This window comes from Sphingobacterium paramultivorum (assembly GCF_014109745.1).
GTDB classification, from domain to species: Bacteria; Bacteroidota; Bacteroidia; order Sphingobacteriales; family Sphingobacteriaceae; genus Sphingobacterium; species Sphingobacterium paramultivorum.
The window spans coordinates 1,108,305-1,125,277 of sequence record NZ_CP058555.1; the positions used below are offsets into that span (position 1 = coordinate 1,108,305).

The window sequence follows — 16,973 nt, forward strand, 5'->3', positions numbered from 1 at the left end:
GTCAGATGAGCTTTTCAACATATTTTATGCTGTATACAATGAAGAAAATCTATCAAATAACCAATGGAGTTGCTTTGGTCATTACGGTGATTATTAATTACCTATCCAATACGGGAATTTTTAATGGGGAGACCATGGCAACGGTTTCTGCTAAATATCAAAATCTATTTACACCCGCGGGATATGCCTTTTCCATATGGGGCCTCATTTATTTAGGGTTGTTTGGATTTGTAATTTATTTTGGTCCTTTTGTCAGACAGACAAACGAAAAGGAAAAAGTAGTTTTAAAAGTCGGATGGTGGTTTTTGATTTCTTGTCTAGCAAATAGTCTATGGGTCATTACCTGGTTGTATGACTATACCTTTTTAACTATTTTATTGATGATCTTACTTTTTGTGTCGCTATTAAAGATAATTCATCATACTCAATCTATTGCGCTTCATGCTGCACGCAGCAAGCGTATATTTCTTAAGTTCCCTTTTCAACTTTATGCAGGCTGGATTTCTGTGGCTTTGATTGCCGACATTGCAGCCTATCTCACGAAGATAGGCTGGGACGGTTTTGGATTATCAGCTACAACATGGGTTATTATCATGTTTGCAATTGCATTAATCATTCACTTATTGATGATATGGCAACGTCATATGCCCTTATTTGGACTTGTAGCTGTATGGGCTTTAATAGCAATTTCAGTTGCTAATAAATTAGTTAATAGCACTGTATATACAGCGGCTATAATAGCGGCTCTTATTGTTTTGCTAAATGTAATTGTATACTATATCCAATATCGTAAGCGACTGCCTGTCTAGTGCTTACTTAATATAGTAAATGATAGTGGTTTGGAAATCAAGGTTTAAGCTTTTCATAGTATTGTAGCCAGCTGCTATTTTATTGCTGATTCCGCAATCAATAGCTTTTGAAATTCTTTTCCGATTAATGGATTGATGACATGCTGAAATCCTTTTTGCAGCGTAAAGACAGTGATAGTCGCATCAGATCCCACGAAGGACCAATGGCATAAGAGTCCCAGTTGTACTTGCTTGCGTGCTGATGGGCGAGAGGCAGGGTGTTTTCAGGATATTGTTCTAAGTTTATAAACCATGTCTTTGTTAGGTTTAATTCTTTGTATCTAAGTAAGTAATAACACTAATTTTTTCATATGTTCTTTTCTAAACATTGTGCCTCAGACTCAAAAACTTTCTGAGCATTTGCTAAGTATATTTCTTTACTACTTCACTAACAATCGCCTCTGCAGCTGCGAATGCATCGACGCCGCAGTAGGGGTAACGGATTTCGTTGCCTGTTGCGCTTGTGAAAATAAGAATTAAAATAAAAACCTTTATGGTTAAATATATGAAATAGTACATCGGGCTTATCTAATAAACTCAGTTTGTATTTATTGATGTTTTGTTTTTGAAGCGAAATGCCTTCGATTTGACAATAGGAGTTTGATTTTTACACATTATTTATTTTAATATCTTTGCGGTGTCAAATTATTAATTATTAATGAAAAGAAATTATTTTACACTCTTTATGACGGTGGCTTTTGCCTCGATGTCTTTTGGACAAACGAATACAGCAGTTGAAGCCAAAGTTGAGGATCACCAATTTGCCTACAATATCCTGACCAATATGTCTTACGAAATGGGGATCGGAAATAAAACAACATTGCGCTTTTCAGGACCTTTATCAGGAAGTTTATTATACAGTAAAACATCGATAACGATTAACGATTATCATCATGAAGATTCTGAGTGGGGATATGCATTTCGCCCAGCGGTCGATATGCAAGTGCGGCATTATTATAATCTAAATAAAAGGCTTCAGAATGGAAAAAAAATAGCACACAATTCCGGCAATTATATTGCAGGGGTGCTTGGAGCCGCTGGTCCGTCCATATTGAAAAGTGATAATATGTATGTTGCTGATTTCACCCTAACTTTAGGCGCAATGTGGGGTATACAGCGAACTTATGGCGATCGTTTTATGATGAATGTAGGTATCGGGCCAGGTGTGAGTTTTTATGACAGCCAAAGCGAATTTACACCTGTTGGCGGTATAACGGTTGGATTTAGATTGGGAAAATAGATAAATAATTCCCATTTCTTTCCCAAATTGATGTATAGGTTTAGATTATTATAACATTTTAAATCTTAAATCATATGGTCAATTGGAATTTAGTAACCGGCAGGGGTGAAAAACTTTCTTCCCAGGATGTCAGAAGGAGTATTTTAACTTTTATCATAAAAAATCATCCTGGGAATCAGGTTGAGTTTATCGAAAAAAAACGCAGTTCATATCGAATAGATATCAGGGGTGGAGATGCTCTTATTTTCGATTTCAATGGACAGTTTGTGAGAACAGATCGTGACTAGCCTGCTTCGATGATCTGAAATAGACTTAATATCTTAAAAAAGGGGCAGGAGCTCAGCTTTGTGCTCCCCCCTTCAACGGTAATTATCTTTAGTGGTTTGACTTTTTTGTCTTAATTCCTTCCACCTGCAATTTTATTCGGTGACTATTATTTATTCTTTGAAACTTTAGCTTTCTTTTCTATCATTATCCCGGTTTATTTCTTGTCTTATGCAAAGCCTATTCAATGTATAAAATGTTAGATTTACGGTGTAAAAGAAGCTTATTGGAAGGACATGAGAAAAGTAATTGCAGCATTCAATATGACCCTTGACGGGTTTTGTGATCATACAGCAGGGATTCCCGACGAGGAAATACATCTTCATTATACGCATCTGTTAAATAGCGCTGATGTCATTTTATATGGTAGGATTACCTATCAGCTTATGGAATATTGGCGGCCTTTTGTGAAAAATTCCTCAGGTGAAAAATCAATGGATGACTTTGCATTGGCTATCGATAAAATTCCAAAAGTTGTTTTTTCAAATAGCATGAAAAATATAGACTGGGCGAGTGCAAAATTAGCCGAAGGGATGCTTAAAGATGAAATATTGAAATTGAAACAGCAAGCCGGTAGGGATATTTTGGTCGGGAGTCGAAGCTTAATTGTCCAGCTGATGAATCTCAATTTGATCGACGAACTTCAATTGTGCATTTATCCCGTTGTGGTAGGACAGGGGCTGTCACTATTTGAACATATAAGCGATAGAATAGTTTTTAAACTATTAAAAACAAGGTGTTTCTCTGGTGGTTCAGTCCTCCTGTACTATCAGTACAATCCAACATCTACTTCCTCATAAATTATTCCCTCGGGAAATATCGGCAACACAGCGGGAAATTCAGATACCTACAGCTCCTCCCATGAAATTTACATTTGTAATGTAATTTAAAAAGAATTCATTATGAAACATAAACATTCAATTTTGTGGGCTATGGCAGCAATGCCTTTGCTAATTATCGCTTGCAATAAAAATGATGCTATGCCATCAACGTCGGCGACGACTATCACGATAGAAAATGTATTGGATTCAAAACCATTGGTAGAGTACGGTAGTTTTAAAAACACTGGTGCTTCGCCAGTGGTTATGCCTGGCGAAGCAATTTCCATTAAGTTTTCTGCAGCCAAAGGACAAGCGCTGAGCTTTGCAACGATGTATGGTTGGTCGAATGACTTGTTTTTTGCTCCCGCAAATCCTGGCATAAAGCTGTATCAGGACAATGGAACTCCGGTTGAGGGCGATGTTTCGGCACAGATCAAATTATGGGATAATGGTACTCGTATCAATCAGATACCAGGTGCAGCTGTAATTCACCCGGGAACAACAGAAACTACTCCAAGAGCTATTACCGAAGTAAACGGAACCGATGCACAGGGCAATACTTATGCTCCAGCTTCTACTTTAATGAAAGCAACACTTCATTATGAAGGTAATTCCAATTTTACACTTATAATCACTAATGTCTCTGGCGTTACGACCAATCCGACCCCCTTCAGTCCCGGAGTTTGGGCGATTTCATATAGCGTGGGAGGCAACCTGTTAAATCCTAATCCATTATTTGAAGTTGGAAAACCAAGTGTAAATGGCTTGACAAATATTGCGGAGATGGGAGACAATAGCGTGTTGGGTAATTACATTAATACGCAAACAGGTATTTTTACACCATTATCTCCAGTTTTGGTGGTGCTATATAAAGGCATCGAAAACCCAATATATAAAATCGGTGAAAATGACCGTGGTAAAGGACTGAAAGATTTAGCGCAAAAAGGTGATGCATCGGGCCTGGCGGCTTATCTTAAAACACTCTCCGGTGTAAAAGCGGTTTATATCCTTCCGGCGGCTAGCTCAACAGTATTACTTCCTAAAATCGGAGCGCAGGCAGGAAGTAGCGTTTCACAGCAGTTAAGTATAGCAAGTGGAGATCGAATTGCCATTGCAAGCATGTATGGACTTTCCAACGATTGGTTCTTTGCAACAAAAGATAATGGAATTGATGCAACAGTAAAAGGAGATGTATCCTATTCAATCGGATTGTTTGACAATGGGACAGCGATTAATCAGTTTCCCGGAGCCGGCAATGAGCAAGCAGGATTAGGCGGCACTCCTGTGACCGAACGTAAACCAATTGCAGAAGTGCCTAATCCAAATGGGTTCACCACACTGCCATCAATTTCTAGCATTATTAAAGTAACAATCAACTAATTTTTGAGGCCGGTTATACGAACGAAAATCTCATGGCTATTATTGTCCTTATTGGAGACAGGACAATCAGCAACCTATTTCATGCAGTGGCTAAAGTATCGATTGAGTTTCCACGGGCAAAAAGTATCGATTCAGTATTTATTAAGTAATAAACGTGTTATAAAATGAAAAATCCTATAAAAACAAAATTAGCTGCGTTTGTTGCGCTGCTGTTGTTCACGACCTGCATCGCAAGCATAGCCAATGCGCAGGAGCGGTCCAGCATGCGGAGAGCTGACAGCAGGATAGATAAAATGGATATGAAGCAAATCCCTTATCGAATTCCGCAAAATCCAGAAGACATCAGTCCGTTATTGTGTGGAGAAAAAATACCGATGGCAGTATTGGTAGACGTTTCAGGTAAAAGGTTTGATCTCAATAGAGCGATTTCCCAAAAGCCGACCATTTTGGTTTTCTACCGCGGTGGCTGGTGTCCTTATTGTACCAGACAACTTTCGGGCTTACAAGAGGCCTTTCCCGGCTTGGAAGAAATGGGGTATCAGTTGATTGCCATAAGTACAGACGAATCCGAGGGATTAATGAAAGCTGCAGCTAAAGAAAAATTAAGCTACACACTTTTATCGGATGCAGATCTTTCACTGTCGAAACAAATGGGGATTGCGTATAAAGCTCCGAAGGACTACTGGGAGATACTACCGAAAACAACTAGAGGTAAAGACACCGACTTGCTGCTTCCGGTTCCATCAGTATTTATACTTGATCAAAAGGGAACAATTCATTTTGAATTTATCAATCCCGATTTTAAACAAAGATTATCCTCCAATCTGCTGCTTGCTGCTGCAAGCAGTATTAAAGAAGACCTTTAAATTTCTAGCTTGTGGGCGTTAGGCTCTTACAAGAAAATGATTAAATTTAAGCGAATTGAAATGCTGTAAGTAAATGACAACATGATTAGGGAGTATAGCGATAACGCAACAGCAGCACTGTTTGTGATGCACAGTGACAACAACCAGTTTTCAGGCAGGGGACTTCGTAATGCGAATTCCCTGCCTATCAATACATTTATTTATAACAAGGGCGGCGAACAAAAAGTGACGATCGATGAGATCAGTTATACGATGCCATCAAGGTGTATACTTCCTTTGGTTTCCAATCAACATTTTGTATTTGAACAGCCCGATGCGCTGACTGCCTGGCAGTTTAATAGGGAGTTCTATTGTATCGTTGATCACGATGCTGAGGTCGGCTGTGTTGGTTTTCTGTTCTATGGTATTCGACATCCAATGTTCATTGTATTAAATGAAACTGCTGTGGAAGAAATGTCTCATCTGGAGAATGTGTTTTCAAATGAGATGATGGTAAAAGATAATTTTCAGGGTGAAATGCTGCGCACCCTTCTTAAGAGAGTGATTATCAATACCACAAGAATTGCAAAGCTCCAAAGTGAAAGCTATCAGTTATTCCCCGACGAAAAAATGGATATTGTGAGAAAGTTTGCATTGCTACTAGAATGTAACTTTAAAGAGGAACATGAAGTCAGGTTCTATGCGGCTGCACTCAACAAATCACCAAAAACACTAAGCAATGTATTTGCGCTGTTGAAACAGTCGGCGCCATCTATTCTAATCCGCAACAGAATAATTCTTGAGGCTAAAAGGTATCTCCATTATACCGAGAAGTCAGCGAAAGAGATAGCTTACGAACTTGGTTTTGAAAGTCCTGCTCATTTTAGCCGGTTTTTCAAAATGTATTCCGGAACAAATATTTCTGCGTTTAAGAACCTTTGATCATTATTGCGTTTAAATACAGACGGTCATGTTGACCATGAATAAGAGGTGCTACAAATAATGTAAAAAAACGGCAAATACTGCCCTATAATTTTCTTTGTTTTCAACAATTTGTGTGCTAACTTATGACCTATTAAATCTTCAAAAATAGGAATCGATTCATTGGTGAAAAGCTTTAGATATTTAAATTTTATATAGCCAGTATCAGGATTGAATCAACGTAATAGGACGACTTTGTTTTAGCTAGTGATCATGAAAGTTTATTAATCATAGAAGCGAAAATAAGAGAATTTAAATAATCAACAAACCGAAACGGAGCACAGAAAAAGAATGAAAAAAGGAATAAATAATCTAATATTAGCTGCTCTGATTTTTGGATTTTTTACAAACTGTCACCAAAAAGAAAATAGAAATTCTAATTTTAATAAAGATAACAAGTTTGAATTTACTGAAAAAAAGAGCATAGTGTATGTTGAGAAGTTTGATGACTTTTTGGTCCATTTCTTTTGTGACTCAATATTCCAAATAAGTAGAATCGATTTCCCGCTCAGAGGCATGTCAACTGAATTTGTTTTTAATGAAGAAGAAGCAAGAGATTCAGTTGGTAATTCTTTTTTCATTAAGGACAGAAAATTTTATTGGACTAAAATGAATTGGACCGTTATTCAGTCCGCGAACCTTAGTAATGTCGAAGATCATTCCTTTTTCAAGAAAAAAGGCGATAATTATTATGAGATAACCTATCGGTCAAAGTTAGATGACATTGTTTTATTTTTTAGATTTCAATCTGTTTCCGGACATTGATACCTTACATATTATAGTTTTGAATGGAACTAGGTAAATGACCCTTTAAGAAAGGAGGAAATTTAAAAAGCTTCCTTTGATCATCAAAGAGGGAGACTTTTTCTTCATGTTTATGACAACATAGATTTCGTTCAATGAGACTATATGATTCCTTTGTATTTATAAATTACGCAAGTTGATTTCAATTTCAGTTGTATTTTATAGGGTGTTTTTTTGTTGTTCATCTTTTCTTGATACTGAAACGGTAAATTTCTAACCAAAGGATTAGTTTTTTTGCGGATGAATTGTATTTGTGATCTATAAGTGGTACTTTGATTAGTATAAACCTAAATTAATAGTTATGGGAAAACGGTCAACGGCATTATTGGCGATAGTTTCATGCTTATTATCGGTTCCTTTGGTCACCTTAGGACAGAGTAATAATAGCTTTATTATTCAAGGAAAGATCGACACTGTTCCGAATGCGAAATATAGAATCATGTATAGAAATAATGAAAAGGACATTGGTGATTCGCTACAATTATCTGCAGATCGAACTTTTACTTTTCATGGTAGTATTGGTGAACCGACACGTGTTAATTTTATTATTGATAATGATTTCAATCCACGACTTGTAAAAGATCAAATTGAGAAGTTTCCTTGTATTGACAAAAGAAATTGAAATGTATAAAATAATTTTTACTAATGCTGATGAAATTACAGCTCCAGATCAATTAAATCTAAATTCGTCGAATGGAGAAGTTTGTATTCAATTTGGTAAATCTTCTTTTACATCAACACATGTTTCAATATGTTTGAAAAATCTAACTGATTCAGAGAAGGAGTTAATTAGCATATAAAAAATGACTAGCATTGTCCTGGCTAAATGAGTATCTTTCAAAAAAATATATAATGAAAACCAAACTCCTAATTTTAACCCTATTTATTGCCAATTTCGGTCGTGCACAAACCTCATTAATGGATAGTTTAATTCAAAATAACTATTCGACCTTTAAAAAAAACAACAATAACGCTTTTGACGGCAAAGGATGGACTACCTTGCTAGATGAAATCAGCAAAAACAACTCTGTATTATTGGGCGAGCAGCATTTCACCAACGAAATTCCTTATTTCACAAACTCGGTCGTCAATAATATTAAGTTCGACAACTATATTCTGGAAATTGATCCCTATACAGTCAATACAATATCAAAGAAAATTAAATCCTTAACTCCTTCTGAACTGGACAAATTTCGCAATGAGTCGGGTTCTGCCTTATCTTTTTTACAAGGTGAGGCTGAGTTTGACTTATTTAAAAACATAGTCGATCAGAATGTCAAAACCTATGGAGCTGAACAAATTAGTTTATTTTCAGATCGCTTGCTTTTTTCGGAATTAAGTAAGCAATCCAAAAGTGCTAAAGCAAAAGAAATTTATACACAGATGATTGCTAATTCTGCTGCTTTTGATACAAAAAATAATACCAGATTCTATTTGTTCTCAGATGATTGTTTAGAAAAAATAAATGCATTGACCGCTCTCAATTTATCCGCCATTGAGAAAGAACAGCTTGAAGCGCTAAAATTAAGCAAGGATCTATATTTAAATCGAATTCATCGCTTAAGGATTCAATATATCAAACATCTGGTTTTTGAGAAGCTTCCCGAATGGAAAGACAAGAAGAATCTTTTCAAATATGGCGCTAATCACATGCCTAAAGGAGAGAGTTTAATGGAAGTATTCGATGTTGGTAACCTGGTTGCTAATATTGAAGAGGCAAATTACCGGAAGTCATTACATATTATGCTCATCGGAAAGGGCGAGGGTGAAACATTGGCTGATTTGGATCAATATAAATCGTTTTTAAGCGTTGTAAAAGATGACAATTGGTATGCCTATAATTTGAGACCCTTACAACAAGCAATCTCTAAACAGAAGCTTAAGGTAGAGGATTTGGAGTTGGAAAGAATTATAAAAGGTTACGATTATTTGGTTTTCATCCCCAATATTACCAAAACACCCAAAAGAGGTAAACAGGATCATTAAATCCTTTTCAAAAGCCGGCTTTCTATAACACAGCCGGCTTATTTGTTTGATTCATATAGATCCTTCCAAGTTTGTCTATAAATCGACATGCTTGTTAAGTATATATTTTTAACCGATATTGAATGCCTACTTTCGTTTATTCAGGGCGAAAAGGATGAATATGGTACATTAGCTCAACTGCAAAAGACTGTAGATCAGGGTTCGGGATATGCAGAAGAATTAATTTATTTTAGAGCCCAAACATTGCTATCGAGAAAAGAGATCTTATTTAGGTTAATTGTTATACTCTTGATCTGTCACAGGTTTAAGCCATACTGTTTCTCCCTTTTCCCTGCCTGTTATGGCAATCTGTACAAAAGCAGAATCGGCGCTCGCGCCATGCCAATGAGGAACATCTATTGGGCATTTTACAACTTCTCCTTTACGGACGATTCTTTTTTCCTTACCTTCTTCCTGATAGAAGCCGACACCATCCAATGCCAGAATAATCTGTCCCGCCGGATGAGAATGCCACTTGGTCCTGGCGCCAGGCTCAAAGGTCACACTTCCAACAGCATTCTGATTGATCCGATCTGCGGTTACTAGATTATTTAACCACACTGTTCCTGTGAAATTGTCATTTGTAATCCTTTCACCTTTTGAAAAAATAGGATCATGCGTTCTGTCCTGTTCAGTTTTTTGTGGTTTGATCTGTTGAGTACATGAAATTGCCAAGATTCCCGTCAGAAATAGTATCGTTGTATTGTTTAAATTCATGATTTTAAATTTTTAAATAAAGTTTATCCTGAAGTACCCCATTTTAGGCTCGTTTATTTTTTGTTATAGTCGTTTTAATGACCGCAAATTTTATGGCAGCAGTTAGATTACTTTCTATTCGCTAATACTTCATCGAATATTTTTTGTGCAACTATAGCCTCTTTTTTGCCAACAGTAGATTTAATAATAATTATAAACTGCTGTAATTGTTCTTCCGATAAACCAACATTTAAACAAATTGCCAAATGCGATTTCAGCATCGGTTGCACGCCGCCTATGCTGGCTAGTACAGAGACTGTTACCAGTTCTCTTTCAGCGTAGGTAAGAATATCCCGTTCAAAAATATCAGCAAATAGATGTTCCTTTAAAAATAGTTCAATAGTTGGAGCAAAAGCAGCATAACCAGTTTTTGGATCTTTTTCGGCTACTCCTGTAAGCTGTTCCAAAATCGCTTTGCCACGATCATATTTTGCAATAATATACTTTTGTTTCTTCATGATCATTCTCTATTAGTGATCCTTTCTATTTCATCTCTATTTGGAGTAGAAAGACTAGCGATCGCATTCTTTACGAAGATATCACTGGTTGAATCGTTATTAGTTCCCAGGAGTAAGCAGTTTGGTGAACGACAGTGATCCTAGTTTCCAAGTGCCATTTTGTTTTACGTAGACTTCCGTAACTATAAATGGATTGGTTACCTCGTTACCACCAACGACAGCAAGTAGGTCGATTCTATTGAGTAGGATAGCTGTATTGTCAATGATATTGACTGATACTTCATGGATATCAGCCTTTTTATACCAGATTCCGCCACTTTTTATGACATCAAGTTCCCTTTGTTTTCCCCAGGATCCCCCCATGTGGACAAACATTGAATTTTCATGAAAAAGGCTGTCCAATGTGCCGACATTTTTGTCGGCCATCCATTGCCATTTATCTTTTGAAATTTTGATGATTTCCTGATCAGCAGGCGACTGTGCAAATGAGATCTGAATTCCGGAGAGGGCCAAACAGAGGCCGAGTAATAATTTTTTCATAATCATAATAAAGTATAGTGTATTTTTTATTGAAGATTCTGGTGATAAAACTCAACCAATTTATTTACAGCTTTTGTGACGTATTCCTTTTTCCAGTAAGTTTCAATGTGTGTAGCTCCTTCTAGTAAAAAGAGCGCTTTGTTTTTTGCATTTTTAGCCTTTGAAAAAGCCACATCGGTCATATACTTGGTATCTGCCTTGCTTCCAGCGATCATCAACAAGGGCTGATCGATCAGTTCGATACCATCGGTCGCATCCCATGTCATCAGATCCATCAAGCTGCTGGTTGTATATAAAAACGTTGAATTCGGATGGGCGTGCGTCCGATAATAATATTCAAATCCTTGCCGATAGAGATCTGTTGGAGTTTTGGCGATCTCTTCGTCCGTTATACTAGCTACGCCAGAATACTTGATTTCTCCGCCTGCTGCCTCCTGTGCCCGGGCATCTGATGCCTGTTTCAATCGTTGCTCAATTGTATTTTGTTGAGAATTTTGAAACCCGTTGCGTCTCACTTCACCAGAGTTGAACATGCTCAGTGTAGCAACAGCTTTTAGCCGTTTATCAGACTGTGCTGCTTTGAGGGTATAACCGCCGCCGCCGCAGATCCCGAGTGCACCGACACGATCCGGGTCGACACCAGCGTAACCAGCGATATAGTCTGCCATGCCATGGATATCCTCTGTTCTGAACTGGGGTTTGTCGGTATGGCGGGGTTCGCCACCGCTGGCTCCCTGATAGGCGGCATCTGCGGCTATTGTAATGTAACCCGCTTCTGCCAGTCGCTGTGCATAAAGACCGGCAGTTTGTTCTTTGACCCCGCCATTGGGATGTGCGACTATAATGGCAGGATATCTTTTTGAAGGGTCATAATTCGCCGGAGTATATACATTAGCAGCGATCGCTATTCCGTTTAATTTATAGCTCACAGGATGTAGATTTACTTTTCCCTTTACATTTTCCTTTATAGCATCACCATATACAAGGCCAAATGGATTTTTTGATTTGTCCTGTGCTTCTGTAATGAGCCCCGTCGCCATAAACATGGCTACGATGATATACTTGATTTGTTTCATTGATTGTAATTTTATGCTTTCCACTTCTTATTATTTTGTGAATCCAAGTTTTTCAAGCCATTGGGCAAGTTGAACGGTAAGCTGTTTTTCTTTTTCACCTGATATCACAAAGAGGATTCCGTCCCGTTCTTTCCCTGCTTTTGTTGTAAACCCTTCCAATATTTTGCTTTTGGAACAAAGTTGTTTGATCGTGTCAAAGCTGCTCCCAACGCCATATCCGGCATTTGTATTAAAAGGGACAATCGTCTTTCCTGCCAGATCATACTGTTTTAGAAAACTCTTTATGGGGGGAGGGAGCTGCATCCCCCAAGTTGGAAAACCCACAAAGATGAAGTCGTATTTTCCTATGTTGTCTATTTTCGTTTTTAGTGGCGGCAGATAACCCGTTTTATTTTCTTCGGCAACCTGGTCGACAGCGGTTTGATAGTGAGTGGGATAAGGATTTTCGAGCTCAAGACCAACCAGATCACCGCCTACCTGCCGATGGATAATCTCCGCTACAGCTTTGGTATTTTTTGTCCGCGATAGGTAAACGATCAAAACTTTCTGATTATTTAGCGAATCACGGGGAACTATCGGGAAACCTTTGTTTTCAAATGTGGCTTCAAATGTGGCTTCATTTGCTCCCGAACAGGAAGTTACCGCAAACAACAGGCAAAGTAGTAGGCAATATAAATATCTAGTTTTCATTTGCATCGTTTTTGATTTATACAAAGTTCCCTAAATCAACTTTCTTTTTAGGTAGACGGATTACGGATAGTACTACCATTATTACTTATCCAGTCCTTTTTGTTTTAACCATTTGGATAGTTCATCCGCAACTTGCAAATTGTTGAGATCCGAAAAAGGAAAATGAGTATTTCCCATGATTCCAACTTCAGGAAGATGGATTACCGTTGCATTTCCGCCATGTTTATTAATTGCCGCGGCCCATAGTCTGGCCATTTCCAGCCCCGAACGCCAGTGGTCTTTGTTCCATACATTAGTCGGCTCTTTGGCAATATTATCCCCATAGTAAATGACAATGGGGATTTGGGTCAGCTTTTTAAAATCAGAGAGGGGGATTGTAACCCCTTTGAGTTCACCAAACAACCCCGCGGATTTTATGGGAGCCGGAAGTTCGCCCTCTGGAAATACAAATCCACTGTATGGTTCGTAGGCGACGACCGCTTTGACTCTATCGTTTTTGATCGCGGTCAGCCAACCTGGACCTCCGCCCTGGGAGTGGGTGACCAAGATTCCGGCATTAATCTTATCAAATAGACTGGATACCGCTGCGGTAATAACGGTTGCATCGAAAGCACCCGTATTGGGTGTCATCTGTCTATAGAACTGTTCTAATGCTATACTATCCTTTGGAAACTGAACATTCGGGAAATAGTTGGGGTAATTGCCTATACGAAATTGTGTAAACCAGAACTGCTCATCTGCCGTAGGCTTGATCGTTGCTTCTACCATGCTTTTTCCGGCTTCCCCACGTCGCGGTTGGTCGATGAGGTACACTGAGAATTTCCGAAGGAGGAAAATGTTCTGAAAGCCTTCTCTACCATCTGCTGTTGTTTCCCATGTTTTTTTTGATTGGCCTGCACCATGCAGAAATACCAAAGGATACTTGTGGGCTTTTACTGGTTTTTGATAGAAAACGTAGGCATGATCGCCATGGAAAGTTTGTCCTTGAGGACTCAGGGCATCATTTACGTTAAAGTGCCCAGCTTCGGTCTTGATTGTACCACCAACTGCAAAGCTGCCTTGTTCATCAATGAGCAAAGGCTTTTGTTTTTTTTGGGCATGTACCGTCATCGATAAAATAAATAGGGCAGCAGAGGCTGTAATATTTCGTATTATTCTGTTCAATCGCATAGTTTATTTTTTATTTACCGACTCTGTTCTGTAAAGCAGCAGGATATCGTTCGCCTTGGATGGTAATCGCTGAAGCCGCCTGGTTGATCTCCCGTATTTCCTTTGTATCTAGCTGAACAGCAATGGCGTCAATATTTTCCTTCAGGCGATGTAGTTTTGTCGTTCCCGGGATTGGGGCAATCCATGGTTTCTGAGCAAGCAGCCATGCCAATGCAATCTGCGCTGGAGTGGCATCTTTTGCACTTGCTATCGTTTTTAGGAGATCTACAAGAACCTGATTCGCTTTGCGATTTTCTTTCGAGAAACGTGGTACGATGTTACGGAAATCCGTCGGGTCAAATTTTGTCGTTTCATTGATTGCGCCGGTTAAGAAGCCTTTTCCCAGGGGGCTAAAGGGCACAAAACCGATCCCAAGCTCCTCCAGTGTAGGGATGATCTCATTTTCGGGTTCACGATAAAAGAGCGAGTATTCGCTCTGCAATGCCGCTAGGGGCTGCTCTGCATGTGCTCGACGGATAGTTTCAGTTCCCGCTTCAGAGAGTCCCCAATGTTTTACTTTACCTTCAGCAATCAGATCGCGGATGGTTCCGGCCACCTCTTCAATAGGGATATTGGGGTCGATGCGGTGTTGATAGAATAGGTCGATTCGGTCCGTACGCAGACGTTGGAGGGAAGCTTCAGCAACTTTTCTGATTCTGGCGGGACTGCTGTCCAAACCTTTTTTTGAATCGCCATCTTCGAAACCAAACTTAGTCGCGATCACCACATGATCTCTGAATGGCTCCAGTGCTTGTCCAAGTAGGGTTTCATTGGTAAAAGGGCCATAACATTCAGCCGTATCGAAAAAGGTAATCCCAGATTCAAAAGCAGAGCGGATTAATTGAATTGCCTCTTTTTTGTCCGTAGCCGGGCCATAGCCAAAACTCAAACCCATGCAGCCTAATCCAAGTGCGGACACTTCAAGTCCACTATTTCCCAGTTTTCTTTTTTCCATTTTAGTATCAATTTAGCGTTTTAGATATCAAGTTTTCTTTCACTCAGCGATCTGACCATCTTAGGGTCCCGGTGATCAAAAAATAGACTTTCTCCAGTGTCCAGAGATCTTATGGCATCCATTTCCTTCTCTGTCAGTTCGAAATCGAATAGCTGGAAATTTTCGGCTATTCTTTCTTTACGAACTGATTTGGGGATAGCAATGATGTCCCGTTGCACAAGCCATCGGAGGATAACCTGTGCAACAGTTTTATTGTAATTTTCTCCTATTGACTTAAGGACCCCATTATGGAAAATATCGTTTTTCCCCTCTGCAAAAGGACCCCAGGATTGGGTCTGGATATTATTTTCGTTCAGGAAAGCTTGATTTTGAATTTGCTGTTGAAAAGGATGTGTTTCGATCTGGTTGACAGCCGGAGTGAAACCACTATTGACAATGAGATCCATCACCCTGTCCGGCTGGAAATTAGCAGTCCCGATAGCCCTTATTTTACCGGCTTCATAAAGTTCTTGCATCGCTTTCCACGATCCAAAGATATCGCCATAAGGTTGGTGGATCAGATATAGATCGAGATAGTCCAATTGCAGTCTTTCCAATGAGCGGTGGAAGGCGGTCTTGGTTTTCTCATATCCCGTATCCTGAACCCACAGTTTGGTCGTGATAAATAGTTCTTCACGTTGGATAGCGCAATTTTTTATCGCTTTTCCTACTGCTTCTTCATTCAAATAAGAGGCCGCGGTATCAATTAGCCGGTATCCAGTTTCGACAGCATCAATAACAGCACGTTCGCATTCCAAGGCATCTTTTATCTGGAAAACACCGAAACCAAGGATAGGCATTTCAATTCCGTTATTTAGTTTTACTTTATACATAATGAAAATCGTTTATGTAGTATACAATCCAATGATAACAAAGTTCGGTTTTGCAGGCTAAGGTTTTGGTAGATGGATTACGGATAGTTCTACCAATATTACTGATTCAATACATTATTGGATTTCAGTTTTGTAAATTTGTTTCATAGCATTAAGGCAAATGGAAGAGATCATCAATTTTAAGAGTATTAGCGAATACAATAATTTCAATAACAATGAAACATTGCATCCTTTGGTCAGTGTTGTCGATTTGAGCAAAGCTGATCCTCGTAAACTGTCAAAGCTCAGGTATGAGTTCTATACCGTGTTTTTTAAAGAAATAAAATGCGGAGATCTCCGGTATGGACTTAAGAATTATGATTATGAAGAGGGAACATTGATATTTTTGGCTCCGGGGCAGGTCATTGGGGAGAACGGCACCGAATTCTACCAGCCTCAGGGGACAGCATTGGTATTTCATCCAGAGCTGGTTTATGGTACTTCTTTGGCAAAGGAGATCGCCAACTACACGTTCTTTTCCTATTCGGCTAGCGAGGCGCTTCATCTTTCCGAGCAGGAGAGGAGGGTCATTATGGATTGCCTCAACAAGATAAAGCATGAACTGGTACATAGTATCGACAAGCATACCAAAAAGCTCATAGTCTCCAACATCGAGCTTTTCCTGGATTATTGTCAACGGTTTTATGACAGACAATTTATAACGCGCGAAAATGTTAATAAGGGTATTATAGAAAAATTCGAAGAGATTTTGAATGCTTATTTTCAGTCAGATGAACCACAACAAAACGGTCTGCCTACTGTGGCCTACTTTGCTGAACAATTATTTCTTTCTGCCAACTATTTTGGTGACCTCGTTAAGAAAGAAACAGGGAAGACTGCGCAGGAATATATTCAGAATAAGTTAATCGAGATTGCCAAGGAAAAAATATTCGATTCGAATAAGACCATTAACGAAATTGCATTTGAACTTGGCTTTAAATATCCGCAGCATTTTAGTCGCTTATTTAAAAACCGTGTCGGTTATAGCCCAAATGAGTACCGGAATGTCAATCTGAATTAGTTTTAAAATGAGAAGCCTTGATATTCTGCTTATTTAAAAATTATAAGAATAGCAGAGGCTATGGTATATCCTTCGTCTTGACCACCAAA

General features: G+C 38.8%; 19 protein-coding genes. 11 read left to right on the forward strand and 8 right to left on the reverse strand.

What is annotated here, in order from left to right; translation table 11 throughout:
• Nucleotides 1–38 precede the first annotated feature (38 nt).
• The 10 genes from HS960_RS04485 to HS960_RS04530 all read left to right on the forward strand — a co-directional run bounded on the left by HS960_RS04485 (nucleotide 39) and on the right by HS960_RS04530 (nucleotide 9,229).
• Nucleotides 39–809 (forward strand): tryptophan-rich sensory protein, encoded by a 771-nt coding sequence (locus tag HS960_RS04485; protein WP_182331388.1) that lies wholly within the window; start codon nucleotides 39–41, stop codon nucleotides 807–809.
• A 697-nt stretch (nucleotides 810–1,506) separates the two neighbouring features.
• A complete protein-coding gene (locus HS960_RS04490; protein WP_182331390.1) occupies nucleotides 1,507–2,088 on the forward strand; it encodes a hypothetical protein in 582 nt (193 codons plus the stop codon).
• 74 nt (nucleotides 2,089–2,162) lie between these two features.
• On the forward strand, nucleotides 2,163–2,375 hold the full coding sequence (locus tag HS960_RS04495) for a PepSY-like domain-containing protein (protein ID WP_182331392.1): 213 nt from the start codon (nucleotides 2,163–2,165) through the stop codon (nucleotides 2,373–2,375).
• 273 nt (nucleotides 2,376–2,648) lie between these two features.
• Entirely contained in the window at nucleotides 2,649–3,212 is a 564-nt protein-coding gene (locus HS960_RS04500) for a dihydrofolate reductase family protein (protein ID WP_153848745.1), read from the forward strand.
• A gap of 102 nt (nucleotides 3,213–3,314) precedes the next feature.
• Nucleotides 3,315–4,613 carry a spondin domain-containing protein gene (locus HS960_RS04505; protein ID WP_159730748.1) on the forward strand — a complete coding sequence of 433 codons (1,299 nt, stop codon included), beginning with the start codon at nucleotides 3,315–3,317 and terminating at the stop codon, nucleotides 4,611–4,613.
• Between the two features lie 164 nt (nucleotides 4,614–4,777).
• Nucleotides 4,778–5,479, forward strand: a complete 702-nt coding sequence (locus HS960_RS04510) for a peroxiredoxin-like family protein (protein WP_159730746.1) — start codon at nucleotides 4,778–4,780, stop codon at nucleotides 5,477–5,479.
• Nucleotides 5,480–5,560: 81 nt separating this feature from the next.
• A complete protein-coding gene (locus tag HS960_RS04515; RefSeq protein WP_159730744.1) occupies nucleotides 5,561–6,400 on the forward strand; it encodes an AraC family transcriptional regulator in 840 nt (279 codons plus the stop codon).
• A 330-nt stretch (nucleotides 6,401–6,730) separates the two neighbouring features.
• A complete protein-coding gene (locus HS960_RS04520; protein WP_182331394.1) occupies nucleotides 6,731–7,204 on the forward strand; it encodes a hypothetical protein in 474 nt (157 codons plus the stop codon).
• 340 nt (nucleotides 7,205–7,544) lie between these two features.
• Nucleotides 7,545–7,865 carry a DUF4369 domain-containing protein gene (locus HS960_RS04525; RefSeq protein ID WP_182331396.1) on the forward strand — a complete coding sequence of 107 codons (321 nt, stop codon included), beginning with the start codon at nucleotides 7,545–7,547 and terminating at the stop codon, nucleotides 7,863–7,865.
• Nucleotides 7,866–8,095: 230 nt separating this feature from the next.
• Nucleotides 8,096–9,229: a hypothetical protein gene (locus HS960_RS04530; protein ID WP_182331398.1), complete on the forward strand. Its 1,134-nt coding sequence runs from the start codon at nucleotides 8,096–8,098 to the stop codon at nucleotides 9,227–9,229.
• Nucleotides 9,230–9,502: 273 nt separating this feature from the next.
• Here HS960_RS04530 and HS960_RS04535 read toward each other — a convergent pair whose 3' ends face one another.
• From HS960_RS04535 to HS960_RS04570, 8 genes are all read right to left on the reverse strand, one after another.
• Nucleotides 9,503–9,985: a cupin domain-containing protein gene (locus HS960_RS04535; RefSeq protein WP_182331400.1), complete on the reverse strand. Its 483-nt coding sequence runs from the start codon at nucleotides 9,983–9,985 to the stop codon at nucleotides 9,503–9,505.
• Nucleotides 9,986–10,092: 107 nt separating this feature from the next.
• Complete coding sequence (locus HS960_RS04540; protein WP_228280204.1) at nucleotides 10,093–10,482, reverse strand: carboxymuconolactone decarboxylase family protein; 390 nt, start codon at nucleotides 10,480–10,482, stop codon at nucleotides 10,093–10,095.
• Between the two features lie 99 nt (nucleotides 10,483–10,581).
• Nucleotides 10,582–11,022 (reverse strand): nuclear transport factor 2 family protein, encoded by a 441-nt coding sequence (locus tag HS960_RS04545; protein WP_182331404.1) that lies wholly within the window; start codon nucleotides 11,020–11,022, stop codon nucleotides 10,582–10,584.
• Between the two features lie 26 nt (nucleotides 11,023–11,048).
• Complete coding sequence (locus HS960_RS04550) at nucleotides 11,049–12,098, reverse strand: alpha/beta hydrolase (protein WP_182331406.1); 1,050 nt, start codon at nucleotides 12,096–12,098, stop codon at nucleotides 11,049–11,051.
• A gap of 30 nt (nucleotides 12,099–12,128) precedes the next feature.
• Nucleotides 12,129–12,788, reverse strand: coding sequence for a flavodoxin (locus tag HS960_RS04555; protein WP_182331408.1), 660 nt, complete (start codon nucleotides 12,786–12,788; stop codon nucleotides 12,129–12,131).
• Between the two features lie 81 nt (nucleotides 12,789–12,869).
• The gene (locus tag HS960_RS04560) at nucleotides 12,870–13,958 is read right to left on the reverse strand and encodes an alpha/beta hydrolase (protein WP_182331410.1); all 1,089 of its coding nucleotides are present in this window, start codon (nucleotides 13,956–13,958) and stop codon (nucleotides 12,870–12,872) included.
• Between the two features lie 10 nt (nucleotides 13,959–13,968).
• Complete coding sequence (locus tag HS960_RS04565; RefSeq protein ID WP_182331412.1) at nucleotides 13,969–14,952, reverse strand: aldo/keto reductase; 984 nt, start codon at nucleotides 14,950–14,952, stop codon at nucleotides 13,969–13,971.
• A gap of 20 nt (nucleotides 14,953–14,972) precedes the next feature.
• The gene (locus HS960_RS04570) at nucleotides 14,973–15,824 is read right to left on the reverse strand and encodes an aldo/keto reductase (RefSeq protein ID WP_182331414.1); all 852 of its coding nucleotides are present in this window, start codon (nucleotides 15,822–15,824) and stop codon (nucleotides 14,973–14,975) included.
• A gap of 160 nt (nucleotides 15,825–15,984) precedes the next feature.
• Here HS960_RS04570 and HS960_RS04575 point away from each other — a divergent pair, with 160 nt between their 5' ends.
• The gene (locus HS960_RS04575) at nucleotides 15,985–16,884 is read left to right on the forward strand and encodes a helix-turn-helix domain-containing protein (protein ID WP_182331416.1); all 900 of its coding nucleotides are present in this window, start codon (nucleotides 15,985–15,987) and stop codon (nucleotides 16,882–16,884) included.
• The last annotated feature ends 89 nt before the right edge of the window (nucleotides 16,885–16,973 follow it).